Source organism: Enterovibrio litoreus, assembly GCF_045679545.1.
GTDB lineage: Bacteria > Pseudomonadota > Gammaproteobacteria > Enterobacterales > Vibrionaceae > Enterovibrio.
In genome coordinates this window covers 3097057-3121191 of the sequence record NZ_CP166194.1, presented here as the reverse complement: position 1 = coordinate 3121191, position 24135 = coordinate 3097057, and the positions used below count along the sequence as shown (strand labels likewise).

General features: G+C 47.6%; 30 protein-coding genes and 1 other RNA gene. 17 read left to right on the top strand and 14 right to left on the bottom strand.

Features of this window, described 5'->3' with window-relative positions; genetic code table 11:
- Positions 1-21: 21 nt before the first annotated feature.
- From lptB to AB8599_RS13895, 6 genes are read right to left on the bottom strand one after another with little or no spacing between them, the layout of a single operon-like run.
- Positions 22-747, bottom strand: a complete 726-nt coding sequence (gene lptB, locus AB8599_RS13920; protein WP_407331491.1) for an LPS export ABC transporter ATP-binding protein — start codon at positions 745-747, stop codon at positions 22-24.
- A gap of 6 nt (positions 748-753) precedes the next feature.
- Positions 754-1263 carry a lipopolysaccharide transport periplasmic protein LptA gene (lptA, locus tag AB8599_RS13915; protein WP_407331490.1) on the bottom strand — a complete coding sequence of 170 codons (510 nt, stop codon included), beginning with the start codon at positions 1261-1263 and terminating at the stop codon, positions 754-756.
- Entirely contained in the window at positions 1244-1810 is a 567-nt protein-coding gene (gene lptC / locus AB8599_RS13910; RefSeq protein WP_407331489.1) for an LPS export ABC transporter periplasmic protein LptC, read from the bottom strand. The genes lptA and lptC overlap by 20 nt, the downstream gene beginning before the upstream one ends.
- The gene (gene kdsC, locus AB8599_RS13905; RefSeq protein ID WP_407331488.1) at positions 1807-2358 is read right to left on the bottom strand and encodes a 3-deoxy-manno-octulosonate-8-phosphatase KdsC; all 552 of its coding nucleotides are present in this window, start codon (positions 2356-2358) and stop codon (positions 1807-1809) included. Before kdsC ends, lptC begins: the two co-directional genes overlap by 4 nt.
- Positions 2358-3326: a KpsF/GutQ family sugar-phosphate isomerase gene (locus AB8599_RS13900; protein ID WP_407331487.1), complete on the bottom strand. Its 969-nt coding sequence runs from the start codon at positions 3324-3326 to the stop codon at positions 2358-2360. Before AB8599_RS13900 ends, kdsC begins: the two co-directional genes overlap by 1 nt.
- An 11-nt stretch (positions 3327-3337) precedes the next feature.
- A complete protein-coding gene (locus tag AB8599_RS13895) occupies positions 3338-4300 on the bottom strand; it encodes a calcium/sodium antiporter (protein ID WP_407331486.1) in 963 nt (320 codons plus the stop codon).
- A 401-nt stretch (positions 4301-4701) separates the two neighbouring features.
- On the opposite strand from AB8599_RS13895, the gene mlaF reads away from it, so the two are divergent.
- The 7 genes from mlaF to murA are packed head-to-tail and all read left to right on the top strand — an operon-like array spanning position 4702 to position 9266.
- Complete coding sequence (gene mlaF, locus AB8599_RS13890; RefSeq protein ID WP_407331484.1) at positions 4702-5499, top strand: phospholipid ABC transporter ATP-binding protein MlaF; 798 nt, start codon at positions 4702-4704, stop codon at positions 5497-5499.
- Between the two features lie 8 nt (positions 5500-5507).
- Positions 5508-6278 carry a lipid asymmetry maintenance ABC transporter permease subunit MlaE gene (gene mlaE, locus AB8599_RS13885; protein ID WP_407333230.1) on the top strand — a complete coding sequence of 257 codons (771 nt, stop codon included), beginning with the start codon at positions 5508-5510 and terminating at the stop codon, positions 6276-6278.
- Between the two features lie 4 nt (positions 6279-6282).
- A complete protein-coding gene (gene mlaD / locus AB8599_RS13880; protein WP_407331483.1) occupies positions 6283-6759 on the top strand; it encodes an outer membrane lipid asymmetry maintenance protein MlaD in 477 nt (158 codons plus the stop codon).
- 6 nt (positions 6760-6765) lie between these two features.
- The gene (mlaC, locus tag AB8599_RS13875) at positions 6766-7413 is read left to right on the top strand and encodes a phospholipid-binding protein MlaC (protein ID WP_407331482.1); all 648 of its coding nucleotides are present in this window, start codon (positions 6766-6768) and stop codon (positions 7411-7413) included.
- Entirely contained in the window at positions 7410-7733 is a 324-nt protein-coding gene (locus AB8599_RS13870; protein WP_407331481.1) for a lipid asymmetry maintenance protein MlaB, read from the top strand. The genes mlaC and AB8599_RS13870 overlap by 4 nt, the downstream gene beginning before the upstream one ends.
- Positions 7734-7759: 26 nt before the next feature.
- Positions 7760-7993 (top strand): BolA family protein, encoded by a 234-nt coding sequence (locus AB8599_RS13865; protein ID WP_407333229.1) that lies wholly within the window; start codon positions 7760-7762, stop codon positions 7991-7993.
- 16 nt (positions 7994-8009) lie between these two features.
- Positions 8010-9266 (top strand): UDP-N-acetylglucosamine 1-carboxyvinyltransferase, encoded by a 1257-nt coding sequence (gene murA, locus AB8599_RS13860; RefSeq protein ID WP_407331480.1) that lies wholly within the window; start codon positions 8010-8012, stop codon positions 9264-9266.
- A gap of 130 nt (positions 9267-9396) precedes the next feature.
- Here the strand turns inward: murA and degS are convergent, their stop codons facing one another.
- The 3 genes from degS to zapG all read right to left on the bottom strand — a co-directional run bounded on the left by degS (position 9397) and on the right by zapG (position 12461).
- Positions 9397-10461, bottom strand: a complete 1065-nt coding sequence (degS, locus tag AB8599_RS13855) for an outer membrane-stress sensor serine endopeptidase DegS (protein ID WP_407331479.1) — start codon at positions 10459-10461, stop codon at positions 9397-9399.
- Between the two features lie 129 nt (positions 10462-10590).
- A complete protein-coding gene (locus tag AB8599_RS13850; protein WP_407331478.1) occupies positions 10591-11958 on the bottom strand; it encodes a Do family serine endopeptidase in 1368 nt (455 codons plus the stop codon).
- Between the two features lie 86 nt (positions 11959-12044).
- Entirely contained in the window at positions 12045-12461 is a 417-nt protein-coding gene (gene zapG, locus AB8599_RS13845) for a Z-ring associated protein ZapG (protein ID WP_407331477.1), read from the bottom strand.
- Positions 12462-12644: 183 nt separating this feature from the next.
- On the opposite strand from zapG, the gene zapE reads away from it, so the two are divergent.
- The 8 genes from zapE to sspB all read left to right on the top strand — a co-directional run bounded on the left by zapE (position 12645) and on the right by sspB (position 19025).
- On the top strand, positions 12645-13748 hold the full coding sequence (gene zapE / locus AB8599_RS13840; protein WP_407331476.1) for a cell division protein ZapE: 1104 nt from the start codon (positions 12645-12647) through the stop codon (positions 13746-13748).
- Between the two features lie 233 nt (positions 13749-13981).
- Entirely contained in the window at positions 13982-14410 is a 429-nt protein-coding gene (gene rplM / locus AB8599_RS13835) for a 50S ribosomal protein L13 (RefSeq protein WP_407331475.1), read from the top strand.
- A 12-nt stretch (positions 14411-14422) separates the two neighbouring features.
- The gene (rpsI, locus tag AB8599_RS13830; protein ID WP_407331474.1) at positions 14423-14812 is read left to right on the top strand and encodes a 30S ribosomal protein S9; all 390 of its coding nucleotides are present in this window, start codon (positions 14423-14425) and stop codon (positions 14810-14812) included.
- Positions 14813-15219: 407 nt separating this feature from the next.
- A complete protein-coding gene (gene petA / locus AB8599_RS13825) occupies positions 15220-15810 on the top strand; it encodes a ubiquinol-cytochrome c reductase iron-sulfur subunit (RefSeq protein ID WP_407331473.1) in 591 nt (196 codons plus the stop codon).
- Positions 15810-17072, top strand: a complete 1263-nt coding sequence (locus AB8599_RS13820) for a cytochrome bc complex cytochrome b subunit (protein ID WP_407331472.1) — start codon at positions 15810-15812, stop codon at positions 17070-17072. The genes petA and AB8599_RS13820 overlap by 1 nt, the downstream gene beginning before the upstream one ends.
- On the top strand, positions 17072-17809 hold the full coding sequence (locus AB8599_RS13815) for a cytochrome c1 (protein WP_407331471.1): 738 nt from the start codon (positions 17072-17074) through the stop codon (positions 17807-17809). The genes AB8599_RS13820 and AB8599_RS13815 overlap by 1 nt, the downstream gene beginning before the upstream one ends.
- Before the next feature lie 86 nt (positions 17810-17895).
- Entirely contained in the window at positions 17896-18531 is a 636-nt protein-coding gene (sspA, locus tag AB8599_RS13810; protein WP_407331470.1) for a stringent starvation protein SspA, read from the top strand.
- Positions 18531-19025, top strand: coding sequence for a ClpXP protease specificity-enhancing factor (sspB, locus tag AB8599_RS13805; protein ID WP_407331469.1), 495 nt, complete (start codon positions 18531-18533; stop codon positions 19023-19025). The genes sspA and sspB overlap by 1 nt, the downstream gene beginning before the upstream one ends.
- A gap of 47 nt (positions 19026-19072) precedes the next feature.
- Here sspB and AB8599_RS13800 read toward each other — a convergent pair whose 3' ends face one another.
- The 4 genes from AB8599_RS13800 to AB8599_RS13785 are packed head-to-tail and all read right to left on the bottom strand — an operon-like array spanning position 19073 to position 22418.
- Entirely contained in the window at positions 19073-19627 is a 555-nt protein-coding gene (locus AB8599_RS13800; protein ID WP_407331468.1) for a BON domain-containing protein, read from the bottom strand.
- A 3-nt stretch (positions 19628-19630) separates the two neighbouring features.
- Positions 19631-20221 (bottom strand): phosphoheptose isomerase, encoded by a 591-nt coding sequence (locus tag AB8599_RS13795; protein ID WP_407331467.1) that lies wholly within the window; start codon positions 20219-20221, stop codon positions 19631-19633.
- Between the two features lie 3 nt (positions 20222-20224).
- Positions 20225-20593: a YraN family protein gene (locus AB8599_RS13790; RefSeq protein WP_407331466.1), complete on the bottom strand. Its 369-nt coding sequence runs from the start codon at positions 20591-20593 to the stop codon at positions 20225-20227.
- Positions 20577-22418 (bottom strand): penicillin-binding protein activator, encoded by a 1842-nt coding sequence (locus tag AB8599_RS13785; RefSeq protein WP_407331465.1) that lies wholly within the window; start codon positions 22416-22418, stop codon positions 20577-20579. Before AB8599_RS13785 ends, AB8599_RS13790 begins: the two co-directional genes overlap by 17 nt.
- A gap of 55 nt (positions 22419-22473) precedes the next feature.
- Here AB8599_RS13785 and rsmI point away from each other — a divergent pair, with 55 nt between their 5' ends.
- Positions 22474-23337: a 16S rRNA (cytidine(1402)-2'-O)-methyltransferase gene (gene rsmI, locus AB8599_RS13780; RefSeq protein ID WP_407331464.1), complete on the top strand. Its 864-nt coding sequence runs from the start codon at positions 22474-22476 to the stop codon at positions 23335-23337.
- Positions 23338-23389: 52 nt separating this feature from the next.
- Positions 23390-23788, top strand: an RNA gene (rnpB, locus tag AB8599_RS13775) — RNase P RNA component class A.
- Here rnpB and AB8599_RS13770 read toward each other — a convergent pair.
- Positions 23782-24030: a hypothetical protein gene (locus AB8599_RS13770; RefSeq protein ID WP_407331463.1), complete on the bottom strand. Its 249-nt coding sequence runs from the start codon at positions 24028-24030 to the stop codon at positions 23782-23784. The genes rnpB and AB8599_RS13770 overlap by 7 nt on opposite strands.
- Positions 24031-24135 lie beyond the last annotated feature (105 nt).

Sequence of the window (24135 nt, the reverse complement as noted above, 5' to 3'; positions counted from 1 at the left end):
TCGCCAACCGAACTCTTATAACTATAGCTTGAACTGGTCTCCGAGATAGACTCGTTTTACATGTTCATCGTTGAGCACTTCATCAGGAGTACCGTGTGCAATCAAGTGCCCTTGACTCACAATATAGGCGTGCTCACACACACTGAGTGTTTCTCGCACATTATGGTCTGTAATTAAGACACCTAACCCACGATCGCGCAGGTGTTCGATAATCTTTTTGATATCAATAACTGAAATAGGGTCAACACCCGCAAACGGTTCATCCAGCAAAATAAATTTTGGATTCGCCGCTAGTGCTCTGGCGATTTCTACGCGACGACGTTCACCGCCGGACAATGCCATACCCATGCTGTTTCGGATATGTTGGATGCTGAACTCATCGAGCAAGTCCTCAGCTTTGTCTTGTTTTTCTTCTTTCGTTAAATCCGAGCGGGTTTGCAGTACGGCCATCAAGTTATCGTAAACACTGAGCTTGCGAAAAATAGAGGCTTCCTGAGGCAGATAACCAATCCCCATGCGAGAGCGGTTATGCATCGGTTGAATACTGATGTCGAGTTCATCAATGTGAATTGTGCCTTCATCGCGAGCCACAAGCCCAACAATCATATAAAAAGAGGTGGTTTTACCTGCGCCATTCGGGCCAAGTAGGCCCACAATTTCGCCAGACTTTACTTCTAGGCTGACGTCAGTAACAACCTTGCGGCCGTTATAGCTTTTTGCGAGATTTTTAGCGGTTAGTGTGGCCATGCAGGATTATTTCTTATCTTGTTTAGATTGAGGTTGCAGGACAGTCGTGACACGACTGCTTGAATCACTTTCTGCGACCAAAAGCTGTTTGTCGATGTCATAGGTGATTTTTTGACCTTCAACCTGATTGCCACCTTCTTGCGTCAACACGGCGTTCTTGGTCATGGTCAAGAAGCTTTTTGCTGTTTCGTAACTCAGATCAAGCGCCTCGCCGTTAATCTTTTTACCATCATCCAGCGTCTGTTCAAAGGTGGCAGGCTTGCCGTAAGCATCAATGATTTCAGCGCCCTCTTGGCCAGATGGACGCGTGACAACCACTTTGTCAGCATTCAAGCGAATAGAGCCCTGACGAAGGTAAACATTTCCCGTAAAAATAACGGTGTTGGATGTCATGTCGAGATTTTGTGAGTCTGAATCAATGTAGATCGGCTGCTCAGCGTCTGTTGACAAGGCCATCGCATTGCTTGAAAGCAGCATAACGATGACGGCAAAGAACTTATTTCGTTTTTGGTTCATACCTACTCTTCACTTGTTCAATCAGTTCCATCTGATGGGTGCCAAAATTGCCTTTTGCCCTGAGTCCGCTCGTTTGAAGCCCTGTCCCTGTGATCTCAGTTTCCATGTCGGACCAGAAATCATTGGAAGTCAGATCGAGTGTCAGTTTCTCAGTGGTAACCACTTTTATCTGTGCGTCTGGCAACAGGTTAAAGATCCTTACTCGACCTGTCATCACTAGAATGTGCTTATTCTCAAGAACAGCAAATTCTGAACTGATTCTCCACTCTTCGTTTGTCCCGTCGCTGTATGTCCAAAGCACAGGTTCGTTAAAGTGGGTCTCGTCGATTTGCTGGTAGTGTTCTAGATGCGTTGAATCGAGTGTGTAGCTGCGAATGCCCTGTTCGTTGTAAGTGGTCGATTTTACATCTTCCGCCGTAAACAGTGGCTTTTCAGCGTCAGGCGCAACTTGTGTTTCGGTTTGCCAATAATGCTGATTTAACAGGTAATAGCCTGTTAAACCACATACTGCTAGCAGGACAACCATACCGAGACGTTGCAATATCATATGCTGAGCCCTTTGTGCGCATCGAGTTCTCCACGCGCTTCAAGGATAAGATCACAGACCTCGCGAACCGCGCCGTAGCCGCCTGGAATACGTGTTACCCAATCTGCACGTTTTGCGAGCAGAGGGTGTCCGTCATTGACGCAAACGGATAGACCCACTTGTGACATGACCGCCCAGTCAATTAAATCGTCACCAATGTAGGCAGTTTGCTCAGCGGGTACACCTAGCTTTGCCACCAGATCTTGATAAGCGGAGGCCTTGTCATCTTGGCCTTGATAAATGTGGGTGATACCAAGGGCTGACATGCGGCGTTCAACGATGGCTGACTTTCTGCCAGTAATGATAGCGATGTCGATACCTGCGTTCATTAACGCTTTGATACCGTAGCCATCTCGAGTGTGGAATGCTTTAAGCTCTTCACCGTCGTTGCCCATGTAGATGCGTCCATCGGAGAACACACCATCCACGTCGCAAATCAGCAGCTTTATTGATGCTGCTCGCTCGACGATATGAGTCGGCACCGGGCCGTAGAGTGTTTCAGTGTGCATTACATGACTCCAGCTTTGAGCAAGTCGTGCATATTCAGTGCACCAATCAGCTTGCCATTTTCAGTGACTAGCAGCCCGTTGATTTTCTTTTCTTCCATTTGCTTAAGGCCTTCTGCTGCTAGCAAATCGGCGCTGACAGACTTGGGATTTTTACCCATCACATCACCAATACGCGTGGTGTGCAGATCTAAGCGCTGATCGAGCAAGCGACGTAAATCGCCATCGGTAAAAATACCGCTCAAGGTTCCATCATGATCCACAATCGCGGTCATGCCGAGGCCTTTTGCCGAGATCTCAAGTAATGCATCGCGAACGGTGGCGTCGGCTTTCACTGTGGGTAGTGCATCGCCAGAATGCATCACATCAGAAATGCGCAGTAGCAATTTTCGGCCTAATGCACCACCTGGATGGGACAAGGCAAAATCGTCAGCCGTGAAGCCCTTGGCTTGCATCAAGGCAATGGCCAACGCATCACCCATCACTAATGTTGCTGTGGTGCTTGAAGTCGGTGCGAGACCGATTGGGCATGCTTCTTTAGGTACTTTGATGCAAAGGTTCACTTGTGCCAGACGCGCCATGGTCGATGACGGGTTTCCTGTCATGGTGATCAAGGAAATACCGCGACGCTTTACCACGGGCAACAAGGTGATGATTTCTGATGCTTCACCTGAATTTGATATTGCCAGCACGACATCGCCTTTTTCGATCATGCCCAGATCACCATGACTGGCTTCACCTGGGTGAACAAAAAAGGATGGCGTGCCTGTGCTTGCCAGCGTCGCCGCAATTTTATTACCGATGTGACCTGACTTGCCCATCCCCATGACAACGACTTTACCTGTGGCACTTTGGATCAGTTGACAGGCTTGTTCGAAATCTTGGTTGATGTATTGCTGCAACTGAGCAATGGCATCCAGTTCGATTTTTAGTGTGGTGATGCCTGCTTGGCAAAAATCAAAATCAGTCATAGTTAATCCGATTAGGACGCAATGTTAGTGAACAAGTAACCTTGATAGCCGACGAAACAAATCAGCAGCACAATACCTTCCCAGCGTCTGATGATTCTGTTTTTGCCTGCAGCAAACAAAAAGAGTAATACAGAGAGTGCGAGCATGACATAGAAGTCACGCTCCATCGCCAGTGGGTTCAGGGAAGAAGGAGCAAGAATTGCAGGGATACCCATGACGGCAAGAATGTTGAATATGTTTGAGCCGATGATGTTACCCACCGCCAGATCGTCTTCACCTTTCAATACGCCCGCGACTGAAGCCGCTAACTCGGGAAGGCTAGTGCCTACCGCGACAATCGTGAGGCCGATAACCAAATCGCTCATGCCAAATGATTTGGCGATGGTGACAGCAGAACCTACGACCATATCTGCGCTGAAAATAAGTAGTGCCAGACCAATAACAACCCATATGCCCGCCGAAACGTTGCTAACTCCTTTTGGTATTTCGGCTTCTTGCTCTGCCAGCATTGGGTCTTCTTTGTCACCTTCTTTGCCGAATTTCATCATGATGAGCAAGAAGATGACAAACAGAACGGCCAACGTGATCCCTTCATAGAAACCCAAATGGTTATTCCACAACATGGCGCCGGCGATTAAGGTGACGCCAAGCATCAAGGGGAGTTCGCGGCGAAGAATGCCTGAGCTGATGGCGAGTGGCTTGATAAGCGCCGTTACCCCCAAGATCAAAGCAATATTTGCGATGTTCGAGCCAAGCACGTTACCTACTGCGGTGTCGGTTTTGCCGCTAAGTGCTGCTGTCGCAGACACCACCATTTCAGGGGCTGAACTGCCCATCGCCAAAATAGTCATGCCAATGACCAGCGGTGAAATTCCTACGTTACGGGCTATAGCGGCTGCACCGTAGACCAGTCTGTCAGCACTCCATACTAACAAACACAAGCCGACGACGAGAATGGCGGTCGCTTCAAACATTTAATTACCTTTGATGAGAAAGAGGGCGGATGAATCAAAAAGCAATTTTGACTGCTAATTGAGTAAATGTGAAGGAAAAGGGCGTGATAGTTGCGACAGGCCTATGAGTTAAGGTAGAGGAGAGGATCGGCTTGCGAGAAGATTTAGTCATGCTGGGTCACATTCTAGGGTGAAAAATACCCTTTAACAGCGCGTATTGGGTGGGAGTTTTCTAGCCTAATGGATGAAGTGAACTTCTTTCAACGAGATGCATATATTAAAAGACAGGATTAAGTGGCGAAATTGATAGTTTTCTTACTGAGAATTTGCAAATGAATACCGTTCAATTACTTGTTTTGCAATGGCGATAACTCTATGATCGAACGCTTATTATTCAGGGATGTTATTATCAAAGGCCGTCGATGAGTACAAATAATTTAGTGGAAATCAATAGCCTGACCTTCTCCCGTGGTGATCGGGTGATATTTGATGATGTGAGCTTGACCGTACCTGTTGGAAAAATCACGGCAATCATGGGCCCATCCGGAATAGGGAAAACCACATTGCTACGCTTGATCGGCGGTCAGCTTCGTCCTGATAGCGGTACTATCGAATTTGCTGGGCACGATATTCCCACTCTTTCACGCAGCAAACTCTATGACGTTCGCAAACGCATGAGCATGTTGTTTCAATCAGGCGCACTTTTCACTGATATGACGGTGTTTGACAATGTTGCATTTCCTCTTCGTGAACATACTGAATTGTCTGAGGCGTTGATTAAGACGATCGTACTGCTCAAGCTTGAAGCGGTGGGGTTGCGTGGTGCGGCAGATTTAATGCCAAGCAGCTTGTCGGGAGGCATGGCGAGACGTGCGGCGCTGGCCCGTTCCATTGCGCTTGATCCAGAAATGATTATGTTTGATGAGCCGTTTGTAGGGCAGGACCCCATTACTATGGGGGTATTGGTGTCTCTGATCCGAAACCTCAATCAAGCGCTAGGACTTACTGCCATTGTGGTATCCCATGATGTCCCCGAGTTAATGAGCATTGCCGATCATGTCTATTTACTTACGGATGGAAAAGTCATCGCATCAGGCTCCCCACAATCATTACGTGACAATCCTGACCCTAGGGTTAGTCAATTTCTTAAAGGGGATGCAGATGGTCCTGTGCCGTTTCGGTATCCCGCCAAGGACATCACACAGGAGTTGTTTTCGTGATCGTTAACATGGTTCAAGACATTGGCGCGCGCGCCATGTCTGTCTCGCGAACAATGGGCCGCGCTACCTTTGTGCTGTTGGGGGCATTGATTGGCAAGCCTCAACCCAAGCAAATGTTCCCTTTGCTTGTCACCCAACTTTATTCGGTTGGTGTTCGCTCACTCGCCATTATTTTAGTGTCAGGTTTGTTCATCGGCATGGTGCTGAGCTTGCAAGGCTATCTGGTTCTTGCAGACTTTGGCGCTGAAAGTTCGCTAGGGCAAATGGTTGCGCTGTCTTTGCTTCGTGAGCTTGGGCCTGTTGTGACGGCGCTGTTGTTTGCGGGTCGAGCGGGTTCTGCACTGACCGCTGAAATTGGTCTGATGAAAACCACAGAGCAGCTTTCTAGTTTGGAAATGATGGCGGTTGATCCGCTGCGACGGGTCATAGCACCGCGTTTTTGGGCGGGAGTAATTTCCATGCCGTTACTGACCATGATTTTCATGATTGTCGGTATTTGGGGCGGCCAGCTTGTTGGTGTGGATTGGAAAGGGATTGACTACGGCAGCTACTGGTCCGTGATGCAGTCTTCTGTCGAGTTAGGCTATGACATTGGTCAGTCATTCATTAAGAGCTTGGTGTTTGCCATTACGGTCACTTGGATTGCTCTTTTCAACGGCTATGATGCGATCCCCACGTCAGAAGGGATCAGCCGAGCCACAACACGCACTGTTGTTCATTCGTCTTTAGCAGTTCTGGGGTTGGATTTTGTCCTCACAGCACTGATGTTCGGGAGCTAAGTAAATGCAACAAAATCGTAAAACAGAATTTTGGGTCGGAACATTTGTGATCGTTGGGATTGTCGCAGTGATGCTGCTGATCTTCCAAGTGGCCGATGTGAAAAGTTTTTCTCGCAGCGATCATTATCGTCTAGAGGCGTATTTCGACAACATCGGTGGCTTGAAAGTGCGCTCTCCGGTGAAAGTCGGTGGCGTTGTGGTCGGTCGTGTAAGTAGTATCCAGCTAACGGCTCCTGACTATGTACCATCTGTCACCATGGAAATCGATCGCCAATATGGCTTCTTTCCTGAAACGAGTTCTGCGGCAATTTTGACCTCAGGCTTATTGGGGGAGCAGTATATTGGTATCCGTCCAGGCTTTATGGATGACGATATTGAACTGCTTCAAGACGGCGATTTGCTGGAGGATACTCGCTCGGCAATGGTGTTAGAAGATTTGATTGGACAGTTCCTGTATAGCGTCGGGGATTCGAAGGAGTAATTAACAATGAAAAAATGGCTAGTTATGTTAGTTGCAGCATTCAGTATGATGCTGCCTTCATTGTCTGTGGCTCAGACAGTGGATGCGACCAACCCTTACGCACTCATTGATGGTGTGGCAGAAAATGCGTTTAGCCGACTCAAAAAAGACAAAGAAATCTATCAAGCAAACCCAGAACTTCTGCGTGTTGTTGTCAAAGAAGAGCTTATGCCCTACATCAATGTGCGTTATGCGGCGATGAATGTATTAGGCCCGATGGCCAGAAAAGCCAGCAAAGAAGAGCGCGATCAGTTTACCGATGCTTTCTATGACTATTTAGTTGCCTCTTACGCACAGATTCTGACCCAATATACCGATCAAGTTGTGACTGTTGAGCCAGCTAAGTCTATTGATGAAGACCGTTCTGTCGTCTCAGTGCGTGTTGATATTGCTGATGCAGCTCGTCTACCAATTCGCTTGGATTTCAAACTGCGTAAAAATGGTAAAACCGAAGAGTGGCAGGGCTTTGATGTCCAAGTAGAAGGCGTGAGCATGTTGGACACCAAATCCAGTGAGTGGAGTGGCCAACTGCGTAAAAATGGCATTGAATCTGTTGCCAAAGAATTGATTGAACGCGCCAAGGCGCCGATCACCAAAGATGAGAGTGCGTCGTGAGTGAATCACTGGCGTTTGAAAGGCGCAGAAATGGTGATTACTGCTTGTCAGGAGAGCTTGATCGTGACACAGTTCCTCAATTTTGGAGCCGCCGCAGCGAATGGCTGCCGACAGAATCACGTATCGCCTTAGATTTGTCTTCGGTAAAGCGTGTTGATTCGGCCGGAATGGCAATGTTGTTGCACCTGCAACAGCAGCTCAAGCTTAATCAGCAAACGCTGGCACTGCTTAACATCCCTTCGCAATTGAAAGTGCTGTTACAGCTTAGCAATGTAGAATGTCTTTTTACTGATGATACCTCATCGGTTCACGGGGAATAATTGTGGAACCAACAGAAATTAAAGCAATGCTCGAAGACGCCTTAACGTTAGATGAATTGCATGTAAAAGGCGATGGAAGTCACTTCGAAGTTATTGCAGTCGGTGACATTTTTGACGGTATGTCACGCGTCAAAAAACAACAGACTATCTATGGTCCGTTGATGGAGCACATTAGAACGAACGCTATCCATGCTCTTAGCATCAAGGCGCTGACCCCTGCTGAGTGGGCGCGCGACAAGAAGCTGATGCAACCGCTATAAATCCACGAGGAACAGCATGCAAAAATTCCGTGTCCACGGTGGTGGCCCACTGCGTGGTGAAGTCACAATCTCAGGTGCTAAAAACGCCGCATTGCCTATTTTATTTGCTGCTCTATTGGCTGAAGAGCCGGTAGAAGTCGCCAATGTCCCTAAATTGCGCGATATCGATACCTCGATGGAATTGCTATCTCGTTTGGGTGCAAAAGTATCACGTAATGGTTCAGTCCATGTTGATGCTGGCAATATTACTGAATACTGCGCGCCGTATGATTTGGTTAAAACCATGCGCGCATCTATTTGGGCGCTCGGGCCATTGGTTGCGCGATTTGGTCAAGGCCAAGTGTCCTTGCCTGGTGGGTGCGCCATTGGTGCACGTCCGGTTGATCTGCACATTCATGGCCTCGAGCAACTGGGTGCAACGATCACCCTTGATGAGGGCTATGTCAAAGCGCACGTTGATGGTCGCCTGAAAGGCGCGCACATCGTGATGGATAAAGTCAGTGTTGGCGCAACCGTAACCATTATGTCAGCAGCAACGCTGGCTGAAGGTACGACCGTTATCGAAAATGCAGCGCGTGAGCCTGAAATCGTCGACTGCGCGAAATTCTTGAACACCTTGGGTGCAAAAATTACAGGCGCTGGTACTGATGCGATTACCATTGAAGGCGTTGAACGTCTAGGTGGTGGTTATCACGAAGTGGTTGCGGATCGTATTGAGACCGGCACTTTCCTCGTGGGTGCAGCGGTTTCAGGTGGCAAAATCTTGTGCCGCAATACCTCGCCTAAGTTGCTTGAAGCGGTATTGGCAAAGCTCGAAGAATCTGGTGCGCTGGTGGAAACGGGCGACGATTGGATCTCGCTTGATATGACGGGTCGCGAACTGAAAGCGGTAAATATCCGCACAGCGCCGCACCCTGGTTTCCCAACCGATATGCAAGCACAGTTCACTTTGCTCAACCTGATAGCAAAAGGAACAGGTATTATTACTGAAACCATCTTTGAAAACCGCTTTATGCATGTCCCTGAATTGCAGCGCATGGGAGCACACGCAGAGATCGAAGGTAATACGGTAGTGTGTGGTGATTGCGATGGTTTAAGTGGTGCACAAGTGATGGCAACCGATCTTCGAGCATCCGCCAGTTTGGTTATTGCTGGTGCGATTGCGAAAGGTGAAACGGTTGTTGATCGTATCTACCATATCGATCGTGGCTATGAGCACATTGAAGACAAGCTGCAGAAGCTGGGTGTTCAAATTGAGCGATTTAGCGACTAACCATTTCTTATCAATGGCAATGTGCTAACCGATTAAACGTTAAAAGGTCACCGAGAGGTGACCTTTTTTGTTTCTGCGTATCCTGTTTAGCTTCAAGTAGAGGCCAAACAGAGGTCTTGAGGCAAAAGAGCTATTGCGTTGGTTCTTCACCGATAGTGACCATGATTTCTTGCGGTTGGCCTTCTCTAATAACCTTAAACGGGACTTTGGTACCCGGGCGGTTGTCGGCAACAACATCGAGGGCGCTGCGAAAACTGCCGATAGGTTGATTATCGATTTCAATGATCAAATCATTAACCCTAAGTCCGGAGCGATCTGCTGGGCCGTTTGGCTCGGTGCTGGCGACAAGGACTCCCTGCAATTGTTCTGCATCTAAAAGTCTAGCCATCACTGGGTTGACTTCTCTTCCTTCAACACCAATGTAGCCACGGATCACGCGGCCATCAGCAATCAGTTTTTGCATGATCTTTACGGTCAGCGAGTAAGGAATGGCAAACGAGATACCATAAGTATCTATATCAGTGGCTTGTTGGAAAGAGGCAGTATTGATCCCAACTAATTCTCCTCGGCTATTGACCAAGGCGCCACCTGAGTTTCCTTTGTTAATCGCCGCATCAGTTTGCAGGAAATCTTGCTGACGGTTAAAGCTCATGCCCGGGCGCCCCGTGGCAGAGATTATGCCAAAAGTGGTTGTTTGGCCGAGGTTGTAAGGGTTGCCAATGGCGAGAACCACATCACCGACGGCGGGATCGTAAGTTTCGTTAAATGGAATAACAGGTACGCTGTCTAGTTCGATTTTAACCACTGCAAGATCGGTACGTTGATCTTTGCCGACTAACTGTGCTGTGCTAATTCGTCCATCTTGTAGCGCTACGATTATCTGATCGGCGCGAGCGACGACGTGGTAGTTGGTGACGATATAACCTTTATCACTCATGATCACGCCAGAGCCTAAACCCTCTGCGTTGAGCTGAAGTCTGTTTTCACTGCTATAGCGGCGAGTGTAAATATTGACGACAGCGGGAGAGGCGCGTCGGACGGCATAGTTATAGGAAAGCAGTGAGGTGTCGGGTTCGAACTGTGGCAAGGAAACATCAGAGACCAATTGACCAGTTCGCAATGACGGAAGGGCAAGCAGCAAAACGACGGCGACTAAAGTGCCGTAAACCAAAGAACGTGCCAGAAAAGCCAGCATGCTACTCCCCAAATGTCGATCATTGAAAAACGACGAGCATACCATTGAAACGTTAATAAGAGTAGGAATGCGATGGGGGAAGAAGCAGGAGCCTTAATGAGACAGGCTCCTGTTTTTGTGATGAATTACTTAACGGATAACCAGATACATGGTTGAGCCATCACGTACTATATTTAACGCGAGAACGTTAGGTTTGCCTTCAAGCTGTTTACGCAGATCGCCAAGGTTTTTCACTTTGTCGCGATTTAGGCCAACAATGACGTCACCCTCTTTCATGCCATAGCGTGCCGCGACAGAATCTTTTTCAACACTGGCAACGCGTACGCCATTGATTTTGCCTTCTGAATAATTTTCAAGCTTGGCGCCTTTCAATGCTTCATGCAGTGTTTCTGCATTGGCCTTAGCAAGTGTGGCTTCTTTTAGCTCAGCAGTGACCGTCTTTTCTTTGCCGTCACGAATGATGCCCAGTTTTACTTTTTTACCCGCACCCAGAGTGGCAACTTTCGCACGTAGTTCACCGAAGGTGCGAATGTCTTTGCCGTTTACCGAAACAATGATATCGCCTGCTTCAATACCCGCCTTGTCTGCTGCAGAGTCAGGCACTACCTGACTTACAAAAGCGCCATGGTTGGTTTCATACCCAAACGCTTCTGCAAGTTCAGACGTGAGCTCTCCACCCTGAACGCCAAGAACACCGCGTTTGACTTCACCAAACTCAAGGATTTGCTCAGAGAGGTTTTTCACCATATTGACTGGGATTGCAAAACCGATACCTACGTTGCCGCCGTTTGGACCAAGGATCGCCGTGTTAATACCAATCAACTCACCGTTGAGGTTGACCAGTGCGCCGCCAGAGTTACCGCTATTGATCGCCGCATCGGTTTGGATGAAGTTTTCAAAATTCTCGAGGTTTAAGCCGCTGCGACCTAGCGCCGAGATAATCCCTGAAGTGACAGTTTGCCCAAGTCCGAATGGGTTACCAATTGCGATGGCAAAATCGCCAACACGAAGGTTATCGGAATCAGATAGCTTTATTTCTGTCAGCTTTTCTGCTTTTTCGAGTTTTAACAGCGCAACGTCTGACATGCTATCGCTGCCAATAAGTTCAGCATCGTATTCGCGTCCGTCATGAAGTTGCACAAGAATTTTATTGGCACCATCGATAACGTGATGGTTAGTGATCACATACCCTTTGTCGGCATCAATAATGACGCCCGAACCTAAACCGCGAAAAGGTCTTTCTCTGGTTTGTTCTGGATCGAACTCAGGGCCAAAGAAAAAGCGAAATGATTCAGGGATGCGTTGTTTTGTCACATGGCTGCCTTCGACGGAAATACTGACAACAGCAGGGCTGACAGTTTCCAGCATGGGCGCAAGGCTTGGCAGGCTCTCACCAGCAACAGCAGCAGGTAATGCAGCCGTTGCTGGCGAGATAGTAAACGTTGTACTGATCGCTAGTGCTAGAGCACTTAACGTAAGCAAAGATGTTTTTTTCATATCCACACTCCCCTAATAGGTACGTGTTAAGAGTGGGGTTGGTTCAAAAAAGTTCAATGCCTTTGTATCGCAGATTTGTGATCAAGTTAACTCGCTTTGCTTGTTTTTTCAGCATTTTTGAGCAGACCAGAAGCGCCCTCTGAGTAGTCCCGAGGCGGTTCTTGTGTCGGAGAATAAGTGTCCTCGGTCACTTCTGACAATTTACTGATACGCTTGGCAAAGGGGTTGTCTTGCTCTGGCAAGTTAGGCATCAATTCTGTTGAAGTGGTGGCCATGTGCTGATAGAGCTTGCTGTAATCACGGGAAATGTTGTCGAGTAACTCAGCGCTTTGAGCAAAGTGATCAACCAGCTCTTGGCGATACTGCTCAAGCTCATAACGTGATTTTTCTAGCTCTTTCTTTAAATCTTTTTGCTGAGTGTTTTCGCGCATAGTTAAACGGGCGATGATGAAGCCAATGACGACACCGATGATCACAAATACAAGTGTGTTTATCCAAGCCATAAGCGCTCCTTAATTTTCCATAACAAATTGAATATAAGGCTATTCTCGCCGAAATACGGTGAGGAATTAGGAAGTAGCATTCCCCTAAATGCCAAGGATTTACTATACATGGCAAAAGTTACGCATGGTACTATTGATTTTGAGAACACTCTTATTGTAACCAGTACGGATTAGGTTCAGGGAATGACGCCTTTAGAGCAATACAGCAAAGATTTACTTCGACCGGACTTTTTCGAAGACGCGTCGCAAAAGCAGGCCGTCACCATGTTGGATGATTTGTATCATCGGCTTGTTGCGCGAGCGAATGCCCCTACGCCAACGCCCAGTTTTCTGCAGTCCTTTTTCAAAAAGACAGACAAAAAGCCGACTCCAGAGCGAGGCTTGTATTTTTGGGGCGGTGTTGGGCGCGGGAAAACCTATCTGGTTGATACCTTCTTTGAAAGTTTACCGTTTGAGAAAAAGCTGCGCATGCACTTCCACCGTTTTATGCATCGCATACATGATGAATTGAAAACGCTCGACGGTGAGCAAGACCCGCTACTCAAAATCGCCGACAAGTTGTCGGGTGAAGCCCATATTCTCTGCTTTGATGAGTTCTTCGTCTCAGACATTACCGATGCCATGATCCTTGGCACGTTGCTTGAAGCCCTGTTCGAGCGCGGTATATGCCTGGTTGCTACGTCAAACATCATTCCTAATGAGCTTTATCGCAATGGCTTGCAGCGTGCTCGTTTTCTTCCTGCAATTGCATTGATTAATCAGCATTGCGATGTGGTTAATGTGGATGCGGGCACCGATTATCGGTTACGAACATTAGAGCAGGCGGAGATCTATCACTCCCCATTAGATGATGCGGCTGAGGCCAATTTGAAGAACTACTTCTATCAGTTGGCGACTGAGCCATGTTTCGATGCTCATGATATTGAGATAAATCATCGGCAGTTACATGCGGTGAGAGAAGCCGAAGGGGTGGTGCATTTTGACTTTGTGACGCTATGTGACAGCCCACGAAGCCAATCTGACTATATAGAGCTTGCGCGTCTTTATCACACGGTACTTTTGGCAAATGTTCCACAAATGGATGCGTCAAAAGATGATGCAGCGAGGCGTTTTATTGCCATGATCGACGAATTTTACGAAAGGCATGTAAAACTGATCATTTCTGCTGAGGTCGCCCTGTCATCACTGTATGTTGGCGACAGGTTGTCTTTTGAATTCAAGCGCTGTTGTTCGCGTTTAAAAGAGATGCAGAGCCATGATTACTTGGCCTTAGAGCACCTTCCTTAGCGTTATCCCATTTATTGACATTATCTACACTGCAGAGCCGGAGAAAAAGTCGCGACTTTTTTTTAAAAAAAGGTGATTTTTTCTCCACCCTTCCTTATAATCCTGCGACCCACCGTTACTGTTGAAAGGCTAACGCCGAGGGAACACCACTCGAAGGGGTGCTGAATGGGCTCTTATACAGTGGGAGCGAAAGCTCCTTAAGTGAAATTTTTAATTATCGGGTATTTATTAGCATGAAAACTTTCGTTGCTAAACCAGAAAGTGTAAAACGCGACTGGTATATTGTAGACGCAGAAGGTAAAACTCTGGGCCGTATCGCAACTGAGATCGCATCTCGTCTGCGTGGTAAGCACAAGCCAGAATACACTCCGCACGTTGACACTGGTGACTACATCGTAGTTATCAACGCGGACAAAGTTACCGTAACTGGTGCGAAATTCACTGACAAGATGTACTACAGCCACTCTGGCTACATTGGTGGCATCAAGTCAATCAGCTTTGATAAGCTGCAAGTGAAAAAACCAGAAATGATCATCGAACTTGCCGTTAAAGGTATGTTGCCACGTGGTCCTCTAGGTCGTGCAATGTTCCGTAAACTGAAAGTTTACGCGGGCGCTGAGCACAAGCACGCGGCACAACAGCCGCAAGTACTGGACATCTAAGGGGATATAACAATGGCAGAACAATACTACGGCACTGGTCGTCGCAAAAGCTCAACAGCTCGTGTGTTCATCAAGCCGGGCAGCGGTAACATCGTAATCAACAAGCGTGAACTGGAGCAGTACTTCGGTCGTCCTACCGCTTGCATGGTTGTTCGTCAGCCGCTTGAACTAGTTGAAATGCTAGACAAGCTAGACCTATACGTCACCGTTTCTGGTGGTGGTATCTCTGGTCAAGCTGGCGCTATCCGTCACGGTATCACCCGTGCACTGATGGAATACGATGAAACTTTGCGTCCTGCACTTCGTGCAGCTGGCTTCGTTACTCGTGACGCGCGTAAAGTTGAACGTAAGAAAGTTGGTCTACGTAAAGCACGTCGTCGTCCACAATTCTCTAAGCGTTAATTCGCTTCCGAATTTATTCGGGAATTATGGTCAAAAAAAGCCTGGCATATTGCCAGGCTTTTTATTGCCAAGATTTTATGTAAATCACCTGTTTAATTAACGTCCTATCTGTTTTGTTCCTCTCTGATCCGCTATTTCCGCTTTTTGTTATTTTTTCGATTTTTTTCTTTTTTGGCAGTTAGTTAAAAAAACGGTGCATACCTCACATTTGTTACAAAAAAGTAGCTTTATCTTGTCAAAAAGTAGGGTTTTCCTTATCATTTAGCCCACGTATGTCTGTGCTATCGTAAGATAATCAATAGGCTGTTTGCGTAAGAATAAATTACTTTTTGAGTTAGCCGTACGCTCCAGGGACGCATAAGGACAGTTTTTAAAAATCCATGCGGGAGCACATGGGAGAATGTTGGATGAGCAATGCGCCAGTGAATTCCGGCCGACGCCGTTTCCTGACTCTATCAACCGCTGTGGTTGGTGGTGTGGGTGCAGCAGCAGTCGCTGTACCTTTTATCAAGTCTTGGAACCCTAGCGCCAAAGCAAAGGCTGCCGGTGCCCCGGTTGAAGTCGATGTGAGTAAAGTTGAAGAAGGCCAGTTAATCAGGGTGATTTGGCAGGGCAAGCCTGTATGGATTGTTCGTCGAAGCGAACAAACCTTGGAGACGTTGAATGAGATCGGCGATAAGCTTCGCGATCCTGAATCTCTTGAACCACAGCAGCCTGAATACATTACGGGTACCTACCGTTCCATTAAGCCTGAGCTTTTTGTCGCAGTTGGTTTGTGTACGCACCTAGGTTGTTCGCCCACCTATCTACCTGACAGTTTTGGTGAACAAGTTGAAGGTGTGGCATCAGGCTTCTTCTGTCCGTGTCACGGGTCGAAGTTTGATATGGCGGGTCGTGTATTCCAAAGTGTACCGGCGCCACTTAATCTGGTGATACCGCCTTATACGTATCTTAATGATAAACGTATTCTGGTCGGTGCCGATGAGGGAGCTGCGTAATGGAAAACTTGCTTAACTGGATTGAGAAACGCCTACCTGTGATGAATGCTTACAAGAAGCATTTGTCAGAATACCCAATGCCGAAAAACTTTAACTTCTGGTATCTGTTTGGCTCACTCGCCATGTTGGTGCTGGTAAACCAGCTGCTGACCGGTATTTGGTTGACCATGAGTTATAACCCTTCTGCCGAAGGGGCGTTTGCATCTATTGAATACATCATGCGTGATGTGGAATACGGCTGGCTGTTACGTTATATGCACTCTACGGGGGCATCAGCGTTTTTTGTTGTGATTTACCTGCACATGTTCCGTGGCCTTATTTACGGTTCATATCAGAAGCCACGTGAGCTGCTGTGGGTGTTCGGTATGCTGATATTCCTAGCGTTAATGGCTGAAGCCTTTATGGGCTATTTGCTGCCATGGGGACAAATGTCCTACTGGGGCGCTCAGGTAATCATTTCACTGTTTGGTGCGATTCCTGTCATTGGTGATGATTTAACCCTTTGGATTCGCGGTGACTTTGTTCTTTCGGGGGCAACGCTGAACCGTTTCTTTGCGTTGCACGTTGTTGCTTTGCCAATCGTTATCTTGCTGCTCGTCGTGCTGCACATTCTGGCACTGCACGAAGTCGGTTCGAATAACCCAGATGGCATCGAAACCAAGTTGCCAAAAGGTACTAAGGGCGAAGGGTACGAGACCCAATTCCCTTTCCATAAGTACTACACCAAGAAATACGACATTATTGATGCCGTTCCTTTCCATCCTTATGGAACAGTGAAGGATCTCATCGGTGTTGCTGGTTTTGGTATTTTGTTTGCGTACGTGATTTTCTTTAATCCAGAGATGGGCGGCTATTTCCTTGAGCCACCTAACTTTGAAGCGGCTAACCCGATCAAAACGCCTGATCACATCGCACCTGTATGGTACTTCACACCGTTCTACGCCATCTTACGAGCGGTTCCTGATAAATTGACGGGTGTTGTTTTAATGGGCTTGTCGATTGCGGTGCTATTCGTGTTGCCATGGTTGGATCGCTGTAAAGTGCGTTCTTATCGCTATCGTAGCAAATTGCACCTTGCAAACATTGTTCAGTTCGTTATCTCCTTCATTGCTTTAGGTGTGTTGGGTACATTACCTGCAACTGGCCTTTACACATTATTGGCTCAGATCTTTAGCTTTGGTTATTTCATGTTCTTCGTTCTGCTGTTTGTTTACAGTAAAAACGAAGTGACGAAACCATTACCGGAGAGGGTGAACTACTAATGAAGAAGTGGATTGTAATTTTGTTCGCGCTGTTGCCTTCTCTTGCGATGGCAGCAGGTGCAAACGTGCACTTGGATCCGGCGAACAATGATTTGTCAGACAAGGCATCGCTGCAGAATGGCGCTAAGCTGTTTATGAACTACTGCTTTGGCTGTCATGCTACTCAATATCAGCGTTATGAGCGTATCGCGGATGATCTCGATATTCCTAAAGAGCTGATGATGGAAAATTTGGTCTTTGACGAGAATGCAAAGATTGGCGATTTGGTCACCAATGCCATTACTGTTGAAGACGCTGCGACCTTCTTTGGTGGTCCTGCGCCTGACTTGACGCTAGTTGCTCGTGTTCGCGGTACAGATTGGATATACACCTATCTGCGTTCTTTCTATGCCGACCCATCACGTCCATTTGGTGTTAACAACACAGTGTTCCCTAGCGTGGGCATGCCGCATGTGTTGGAAGAGCTTCAGGGCACGCCAATCAAGCAGTATAAATCTGTAATGGTTGATGGTCAGCAAGTGGAAGAATTTGTTGGTATTGAATCGCTGGGTAATGGCGAGTTGAGCCCAGAAGAGTACAACGATGCTGTCCGTGATTTGGTGAACTTCCTCGAGTATTCGGGCGAGCCAAATAAACTGGAACGTCAGCAAATGGGTTACTGGGTCATTGGTTTCCTTGTGATTTTGCTCATCTTGACCATTCTGCTCAAGAAAGAGTATTGGCGTGACGTTCACTGATCGGTTAATCTAGTGAGTTGCTGATCCACAATGGGGGCAGGTGCTCCCATTGTTTTTTCTATAGATGAAATATTCTGGAGGGGTTAATGGCTGTTGCTGCCAATAAACGCTCGGTGATGACGTTGTATTCAGACGCATCAGACATGTATAGCCATCAGGTTCGTATCGTTCTTGCTGAGAAAGGTGTGACCTATGAGATTGAGCTTGTTGATCCTAATAACCTGCCAGAGGATTTACTCGATCTAAATCCGTATAACTCGGTACCGACTTTGGTTGACCGTGAATTGGCGTTGTATAACGCGAACATCATCATGGAATACCTGGATGAGCGTTTCCCTCACCCACCGCTAATGCCGGTTTATCCTGTTGCCCGCGGTAACAGCCGTCTGATGATGTACCGTATCGAACGTAACTGGTACACATTGGCTGAGAAAGTTGAGAAAGGCAATGCTGAAGAAGCTGACAAAGCACGTCGTCAGCTGCGTGAAGAGCTTTTGGCTCTAGCGCCTGTTTTTGCAGAGTACCCGTTCTTTATGAGCGAAGAGTTTAGCTTGGTAGATTGCTACTTGGCACCGTTGCTTTGGCGCCTGCCTGTCATGGGTATTGAGCTAAGCGGACCAGGTTCGAAAGAAGTGAAGACTTACATGGCTCGCGTATTTGAACGTGATTCATTCTTGGCTTCATTGACTGAAGCTGAGCGCGAGATGCGACTGGCCCAGTAATGACTGAAGCGACTTTGAAGCCTCGTCGCCCGTATTTATTGCGGGCGTTTTACGAATGGTTGATAGACAACGATCTCACACCACACTTGGTTGTAGACGCAACACTGCCATACGTGAACGTACCGACTGAGTATGTTCAGGATGGCCAAATCGTGTTGAACGTTGCACCAAGAGCGGTGGGCAATCTTGATCTTGGTAATGATGAAGTTTGTTTTAACGCGCGATTTGGTGGTCGTCCAATGCTGGTTTCTGTACCGCTTTATGCAGTACTTGCTATCTATGCGCGCGAAAACGGTGCGGGCACCATGTTTGATCCAGAGCCTGCTTATGAAGCTGAGCTTGAGAGAATCGAACTAGAACCTGAAGCCAAGCCTGAAGCCACTGATGTCAGCATCATTAAAGGTGATGACACCTCACGTGATGATGCCCCTGTGGTGGATAGCGAATCAGACAATAAATTCAAAGGCCGTCCTACACTGACGGTCGTGAAATAAAAAAAGCAGCCAATGGCTGCTTTTTTCTTCTCTAGCGTGTCAACCGTTTACTGTTCAGTTTCAGCGGCTTGCGGCTCATAGTATTGAAAGCCTTTAATGACCTGCTTCACGCCACTCAAATTACGTGCAATCTCTGTTGCTTCTTCTGCTTGTTGTCGAGTGACATAGCCTAGCAAAAAGACCTCCCCATCTTCAGACAACACCTTGATATTGACGTTTCTAAGCTTCTTGCTGCCAATTAGTGCCGACTTAACCTTGGTGGTTAGCCAGGTGTCTTTGCTCACGTCAGCGAGCGATAGCGGCTCTTTTACGCGTATTTGATCGTAAACGGTCTCAACACCATCTAACTCACGAGCTTTTTCCACCAAAGTTTTCTTTAAAGCATCGGTTTTGGCCTGACCAATCAATAACAATTTCCCATCGTAGGACACTGCATTGATGCGAGTCTCGCCCAAATAAGGCGCTTTATTGGCAATGCCTGCCACTTGCATTGAAATTTGTGTATCCGTCCATTCCGTTTTAGCGTTTCGTGTGTCCTGCTCATAAATGGCGGAACAGGCACTTAAGGCGAAAACTACTGCAAGCAAAAGCGCCTTTTTCATCACTTATTCTCCGTGTGTTGGGAAGAGGAATTGGTCGATTAAATCACAGAGCGTATGAAGCGTAACAAGGTGGACTTCTTGTATACGTGCGGTGCGTTGAGAAGGCACACGAATTTCCACATCAAGTTCACCCAGTAAACCCGCCATTTCACCGCCATCTTTGCCTGTGAATGCCACGATAGTCATGTCTCGTGTTACGGCGGCTTCCATGGCTTTGATGACGTCTTTACTGTTACCGCTGGTAGAGAGGGCTAACAAAACATCACCAGCTTGACCAAATGCCCGCACTTGTTTTGAGAAAACTTCGTCGTGGTGATAATCATTGGCAACAGCGGTAAGGGTGACTGTGTCTGCGGTTAAAGCTAAAGCAGGCAGGCTAGGGCGCTCAGTTTCAAAGCGGTTAAGCAGGCAAGAAGCAAAGTGTTGGGCGTTAGCAGCTGAGCCACCGTTACCGCAGCAAAGGATTTTATTGCCGTTTAACAAACACTGAACCATCACCATCGAGGCTTTTGAAATCTGCTCTGGCAGGGCTTCAGCTGCGGCTATCTGTGTTTGGATGCTTTCGGTGAAGCTCTCTTTGATGCTGTCTAGCATTGACTACCCTTCAATAAAAATATTCTTCATCCAGTTTACAGCGTTTATCCCCCCTTCAAAAGCGACAGCGTCAAAGCGAAACTCTGTATGGGTCGCGGAAAGCCCCTGTTTCGCGAGCCAGAGGTAAGCGGATTTAAGTAAACGGCGTTGTTTTTGGTGCGAGATTGTGGCGGATGCGCCACCGAAACCGGATTGTTTTCGAAATTTGACCTCAACAAAGACGATACAACTACCCTGTCGCATGACAAGATCTAATTCGCCCACTTTGAATCGGGCGTTTTTATCGAGCAATGTCAGGCCTTGTCGCTCCAAGAAGCGACAAGCCTGTTGTTCATAGTGATCGCCGGTTTGTTTCTTATTTAATGGAAACAATCCCTTGGTCCCCGAACATCGCCCAAGACACGGAGCGGTTTACCGTGCAGTCATCGCCCAGTGATAACTCGCCTGAGTGACCTTCATAGCGATACTGTGGCAATGCTTGCATCTGCGGCAGTGCTTCAATCAGCGCGTACGCATCCATCCCCAGAGCATAAAGTCGCGTCATGCCATTATCGAGATCTGGCCACAGTTGATTGAACCTTGCAGCTGTCGGATTGTTTACGTCGATCAGAAGAGGAACATCACTAAACTCGATGCCGCGTAACTCGCCAATTTCACCCACACCATTAACACGATTGTTGCTGCGAGAGCTGGCATAGAGTTTTGGTGGCTTAACATCTGGGTTGATTGCTACCTCAATGAACGGCTTAAGCAGCGTCAATTCGCCAGCGTTCGCAACAAGATAAACCGCATCGACATCGCGACGGCTGCGTTGCTCTGACTCCATATCCAGACCTAGCAATTGGTTCATTTGCTGGATACGAGCCTGACTTTCGGTTAAACCAAACACTTGTTGAACCGTTTTCTGCATGGCTGCGCGATTTTTAAAGAATTCCACTTCCGCCGGTTCGCCAGTTTCGGCTTCCCACTGCTTATAGAACGCTTCGCTGACACGACGACCAAAACCGTTGTCAGGCGCAATCACCAAGGGGAACTCATGTTTGTTTTGCGCAATATGCAATGCGGCTTGCTCTGCTTCTTGTTCTGGCGACAGGGTAAAGAAGCAGGTGTTGGCTTCGCCGTCTTCGTTCTTAGGAATATTGAGGGCCAAGGTCGGGAAGCTGTTCTGGCTGACGGTGAGGAAAGTTTCAACTTTGTCTTTTTGCAGCGGGCCCACGACGAACTGAATACCATCATTACGCATCGTGCTGACGATCTCAGTCATCGGCATGGCATTGGTGTCGTAAAACATCACAGAAGGTGAAGCGTTTCCAGAATCATCGTCTAGTAATGCTTGAACTAAACCGTTACGAATCGCTTCGCCTTGTGCTGAGAATTTGTCGCTAAGCGGCAACATGACACCAATGCGCTCAGGGCGCACAATTTCCATTGATTGCAGTGTGGCCAAATTTTCTGGAAGGTATCGATTGGCTGGGTGTGCCGGATTGGCCACAAGCCATTGATTAAGCGCTTCTTGTTGTTTGGCCGGGTTGCCTGAATAGCGACGCAGTAAATTGACCAACTCTACCCAGCCCGCCAAAACTTGATTGCCACTAGCAGACAGGGTGTTGAGCTCGGATTGTGGCATTTTCACCAGCGCATCCCAAACGCGATTCCAATTTTGCTGTTTTTCGTAGCTATCAGTGAGGTAAGGGGACGCTTCTGCATAGGACAAAACGGCACCAGGCTGATTACCCAGTTGCGCGTAGAGTTCGCCTTTGAGTGTGTAATAACGTTGATATTGAATGGCGGGTAACTGCCAAGCTGGCAAAAAGTTTAAGCTATCAACGGCGGCTTGCGCGTTTCCTTTTTGCTGAAGAAGCTGCGCTCGGCCGAGCTGCCATTCAGAAAGTTGTAATGGGGTAAGCGGCATTTTTGCCAATCTACCCACTAAAACATCTGCTTGCGCGTATTGTTTTTCGGCAATCAGTGCTTTTAATGCTAATAGATACCAATCTGCTTTTTCATCCGCTTCGCTGGTTTCAGCTTTCAACAGATAGAATGTCGATGACTCACGCGCAGGCGCAGTGATGTCATATTGGGGGCCTTGCTCAACAGGCGGCGTGGTCTGACAGGCCGAAAGCACCAATGCCAGCGCGATTGGAGAGAGAAGTCGTGATACACTTTTGCACTTATGGGTTATTTTACGCATGAACATCTTCTGTCCGTAACTTGTTGCCCTCTATATTAATCGCCGAAGGGTTGTGAAACAAATGACTGATGAAACTTCAACCATGGTTGACGTCTCAACTTTGTATATCGTGCCGACACCGATCGGAAACCTGGGAGATATCACCCAGCGTGCACTGGAAATTTTGCAGCAAGTTGACATCATCGCTGCCGAGGATACCCGCCATACTGGCCGACTGCTGTCCCATTTTGGTATCACGACCCGAACTTTTGCTCTTCATGACCATAATGAACAACAAAAAGCGGATTTTCTGATAGAAAAATTGGTCAGTGGGCAGACAATTGCGTTGGTTTCAGATGCAGGCACGCCGTTGATCTCTGATCCAGGTTATCACTTGGTCACGCGTTGTCGTCAGGCTGGTGTCAAAGTTGTGCCCTTGCCGGGCCCTTGTGCGGTGATCACGGCGTTAAGTGCGTCGGGTTTACCTTCTGATCGTTTCAGCTTCGAAGGCTTCTTGCCACCAAAGAGCAAAGGAAGACGGGACAAATTTACTGAAGTTGCGCAAGATCCGCGCACCATGATTTTCTACGAATCGCCTCACCGTATTACAGATACCTTGGACGATATGTTGGCCGTACTGGGGCCAGAACGCCAAGTGGTGTTGGCTCGTGAATTGACGAAAACTTATGAAACTATTCATGGTGCACCGCTTGGTGAGTTGATTGAATGGTTGAATCAAGATAGCAATCGCATTCGTGGTGAAATGGTCTTACTGATTGCGGGTCATCGAGCTGAGAAAGACGATTTACCGGTTGAAGCAACCAATGCCGTTGCCTTGATTGCAAAAGAATTGCCGTTGAAAAAAGCGGCAGCGATTGCAGCAGAACTATACAAGGTGAAAAAAAATGCCCTCTATAAGTGGGGATTGGACAATCTTGAGCAATAAGAACTGACTAAACGCTAGATTAGTCGTGGTGAGTTCTATATAATCCGCGGCCTGAGTTGGCTGGGTAACCGCTGCTTCGTTGATGTCCTTTGGGAGACTGACGGGGGGGAGGAAAGTCCGGGCTCCACAGGGCAGGGTGCCAGGTAACGCCTGGGGGGCGCAAGCCTACGACCAGTGCAACAGAGAGCAAACCGCCGATGGCCTTTATGTTCCGCAAGGAGATAAAGTGCACAGGTAAGGGTGAAAGGGTGCGGTAAGAGCGCACCGCGCGGCTGGCAACAGTTCGTGGCACGGTAAACTCCACCCGGAGCAAGACCAAATAGGTCCCTATTGGCGCGGCCCGCGTTGGGGACGGGTAGGTTGCTTGAGCCTGTGAGCGATTGCAGGCCTAGACGAATGGTTACCACCGTTTTTTACGGTACAGAACCCGGCTTACAGGCCGACTCACTTAATATCCCAGAAGGCGAGCATTAGCTCGCCTTCTTTAGTTTTAAAGATTGCAAAAATTTTAAAGATCGCAAAAACAAGCTTGAAGATCGGAAGCCATTTTTTGATCGGACCAATGGTTTTAAAAGCCGTAAAACTTGCTTTAGTGATTGCTAAAACAGCAATATCGTCGTCGGTATGACGTGCGGTTAAAAAAACAGCACCATCAAAAAGCATGGCAAGCTGTTGAAATAGAATGCGGTTCACGAAACTGTGATCATGGTCTCCCTATAGGGTTGCTTGACTTTCTTTTTGCCTGATACTTACACTTCTAAGTGGGAAATTGTGGAAGAAAGTGGGTTATTCTGGTGG

Bases quoted from the DNA above. Each gene is read 5' to 3' on its own strand.
- AB8599_RS13800 (WP_407331468.1), bottom strand. From the start codon at position 19,627: ATGAAAAAGGCGCTTTTGCTTGCAGTAGTTTTCGCCTTAAGTGCCTGT.
- rpsI (WP_407331474.1), top strand. From the start codon at position 14,423: ATGGCAGAACAATACTACGGCACTGGTCGTCGCAAAAGCTCAACAGCT.
- AB8599_RS13900 (WP_407331487.1), bottom strand. From the start codon at position 3,326: ATGACTGATTTTGATTTTTGCCAAGCAGGCATCACCACACTAAAAATC.
- zapE (WP_407331476.1), top strand. From the start codon at position 12,645: ATGACGCCTTTAGAGCAATACAGCAAAGATTTACTTCGACCGGACTTT.
- rplM (WP_407331475.1), top strand. From the start codon at position 13,982: ATGAAAACTTTCGTTGCTAAACCAGAAAGTGTAAAACGCGACTGGTAT.
- sspB (WP_407331469.1), top strand. From the start codon at position 18,531: ATGACTGAAGCGACTTTGAAGCCTCGTCGCCCGTATTTATTGCGGGCG.
- AB8599_RS13785 (WP_407331465.1), bottom strand. From the start codon at position 22,418: ATGTTCATGCGTAAAATAACCCATAAGTGCAAAAGTGTATCACGACTT.
- mlaF (WP_407331484.1), top strand. From the start codon at position 4,702: ATGAGTACAAATAATTTAGTGGAAATCAATAGCCTGACCTTCTCCCGT.
- mlaC (WP_407331482.1), top strand. From the start codon at position 6,766: ATGAAAAAATGGCTAGTTATGTTAGTTGCAGCATTCAGTATGATGCTG.
- AB8599_RS13895 (WP_407331486.1), bottom strand. From the start codon at position 4,300: ATGTTTGAAGCGACCGCCATTCTCGTCGTCGGCTTGTGTTTGTTAGTA.
- lptC (WP_407331489.1), bottom strand. From the start codon at position 1,810: ATGATATTGCAACGTCTCGGTATGGTTGTCCTGCTAGCAGTATGTGGT.
- AB8599_RS13795 (WP_407331467.1), bottom strand. From the start codon at position 20,221: ATGCTAGACAGCATCAAAGAGAGCTTCACCGAAAGCATCCAAACACAG.
- mlaE (WP_407333230.1), top strand. From the start codon at position 5,508: ATGGTTCAAGACATTGGCGCGCGCGCCATGTCTGTCTCGCGAACAATG.
- AB8599_RS13850 (WP_407331478.1), bottom strand. From the start codon at position 11,958: ATGAAAAAAACATCTTTGCTTACGTTAAGTGCTCTAGCACTAGCGATC.
- AB8599_RS13815 (WP_407331471.1), top strand. From the start codon at position 17,072: ATGAAGAAGTGGATTGTAATTTTGTTCGCGCTGTTGCCTTCTCTTGCG.
- rsmI (WP_407331464.1), top strand. From the start codon at position 22,474: ATGACTGATGAAACTTCAACCATGGTTGACGTCTCAACTTTGTATATC.
- AB8599_RS13820 (WP_407331472.1), top strand. From the start codon at position 15,810: ATGGAAAACTTGCTTAACTGGATTGAGAAACGCCTACCTGTGATGAAT.
- zapG (WP_407331477.1), bottom strand. From the start codon at position 12,461: ATGGCTTGGATAAACACACTTGTATTTGTGATCATCGGTGTCGTCATT.
- degS (WP_407331479.1), bottom strand. From the start codon at position 10,461: ATGCTGGCTTTTCTGGCACGTTCTTTGGTTTACGGCACTTTAGTCGCC.
- lptA (WP_407331490.1), bottom strand. From the start codon at position 1,263: ATGAACCAAAAACGAAATAAGTTCTTTGCCGTCATCGTTATGCTGCTT.
- AB8599_RS13865 (WP_407333229.1), top strand. From the start codon at position 7,760: ATGCTCGAAGACGCCTTAACGTTAGATGAATTGCATGTAAAAGGCGAT.
- mlaD (WP_407331483.1), top strand. From the start codon at position 6,283: ATGCAACAAAATCGTAAAACAGAATTTTGGGTCGGAACATTTGTGATC.
- sspA (WP_407331470.1), top strand. From the start codon at position 17,896: ATGGCTGTTGCTGCCAATAAACGCTCGGTGATGACGTTGTATTCAGAC.
- petA (WP_407331473.1), top strand. From the start codon at position 15,220: ATGAGCAATGCGCCAGTGAATTCCGGCCGACGCCGTTTCCTGACTCTA.
- lptB (WP_407331491.1), bottom strand. From the start codon at position 747: ATGGCCACACTAACCGCTAAAAATCTCGCAAAAAGCTATAACGGCCGC.
- murA (WP_407331480.1), top strand. From the start codon at position 8,010: ATGCAAAAATTCCGTGTCCACGGTGGTGGCCCACTGCGTGGTGAAGTC.
- kdsC (WP_407331488.1), bottom strand. From the start codon at position 2,358: ATGCACACTGAAACACTCTACGGCCCGGTGCCGACTCATATCGTCGAG.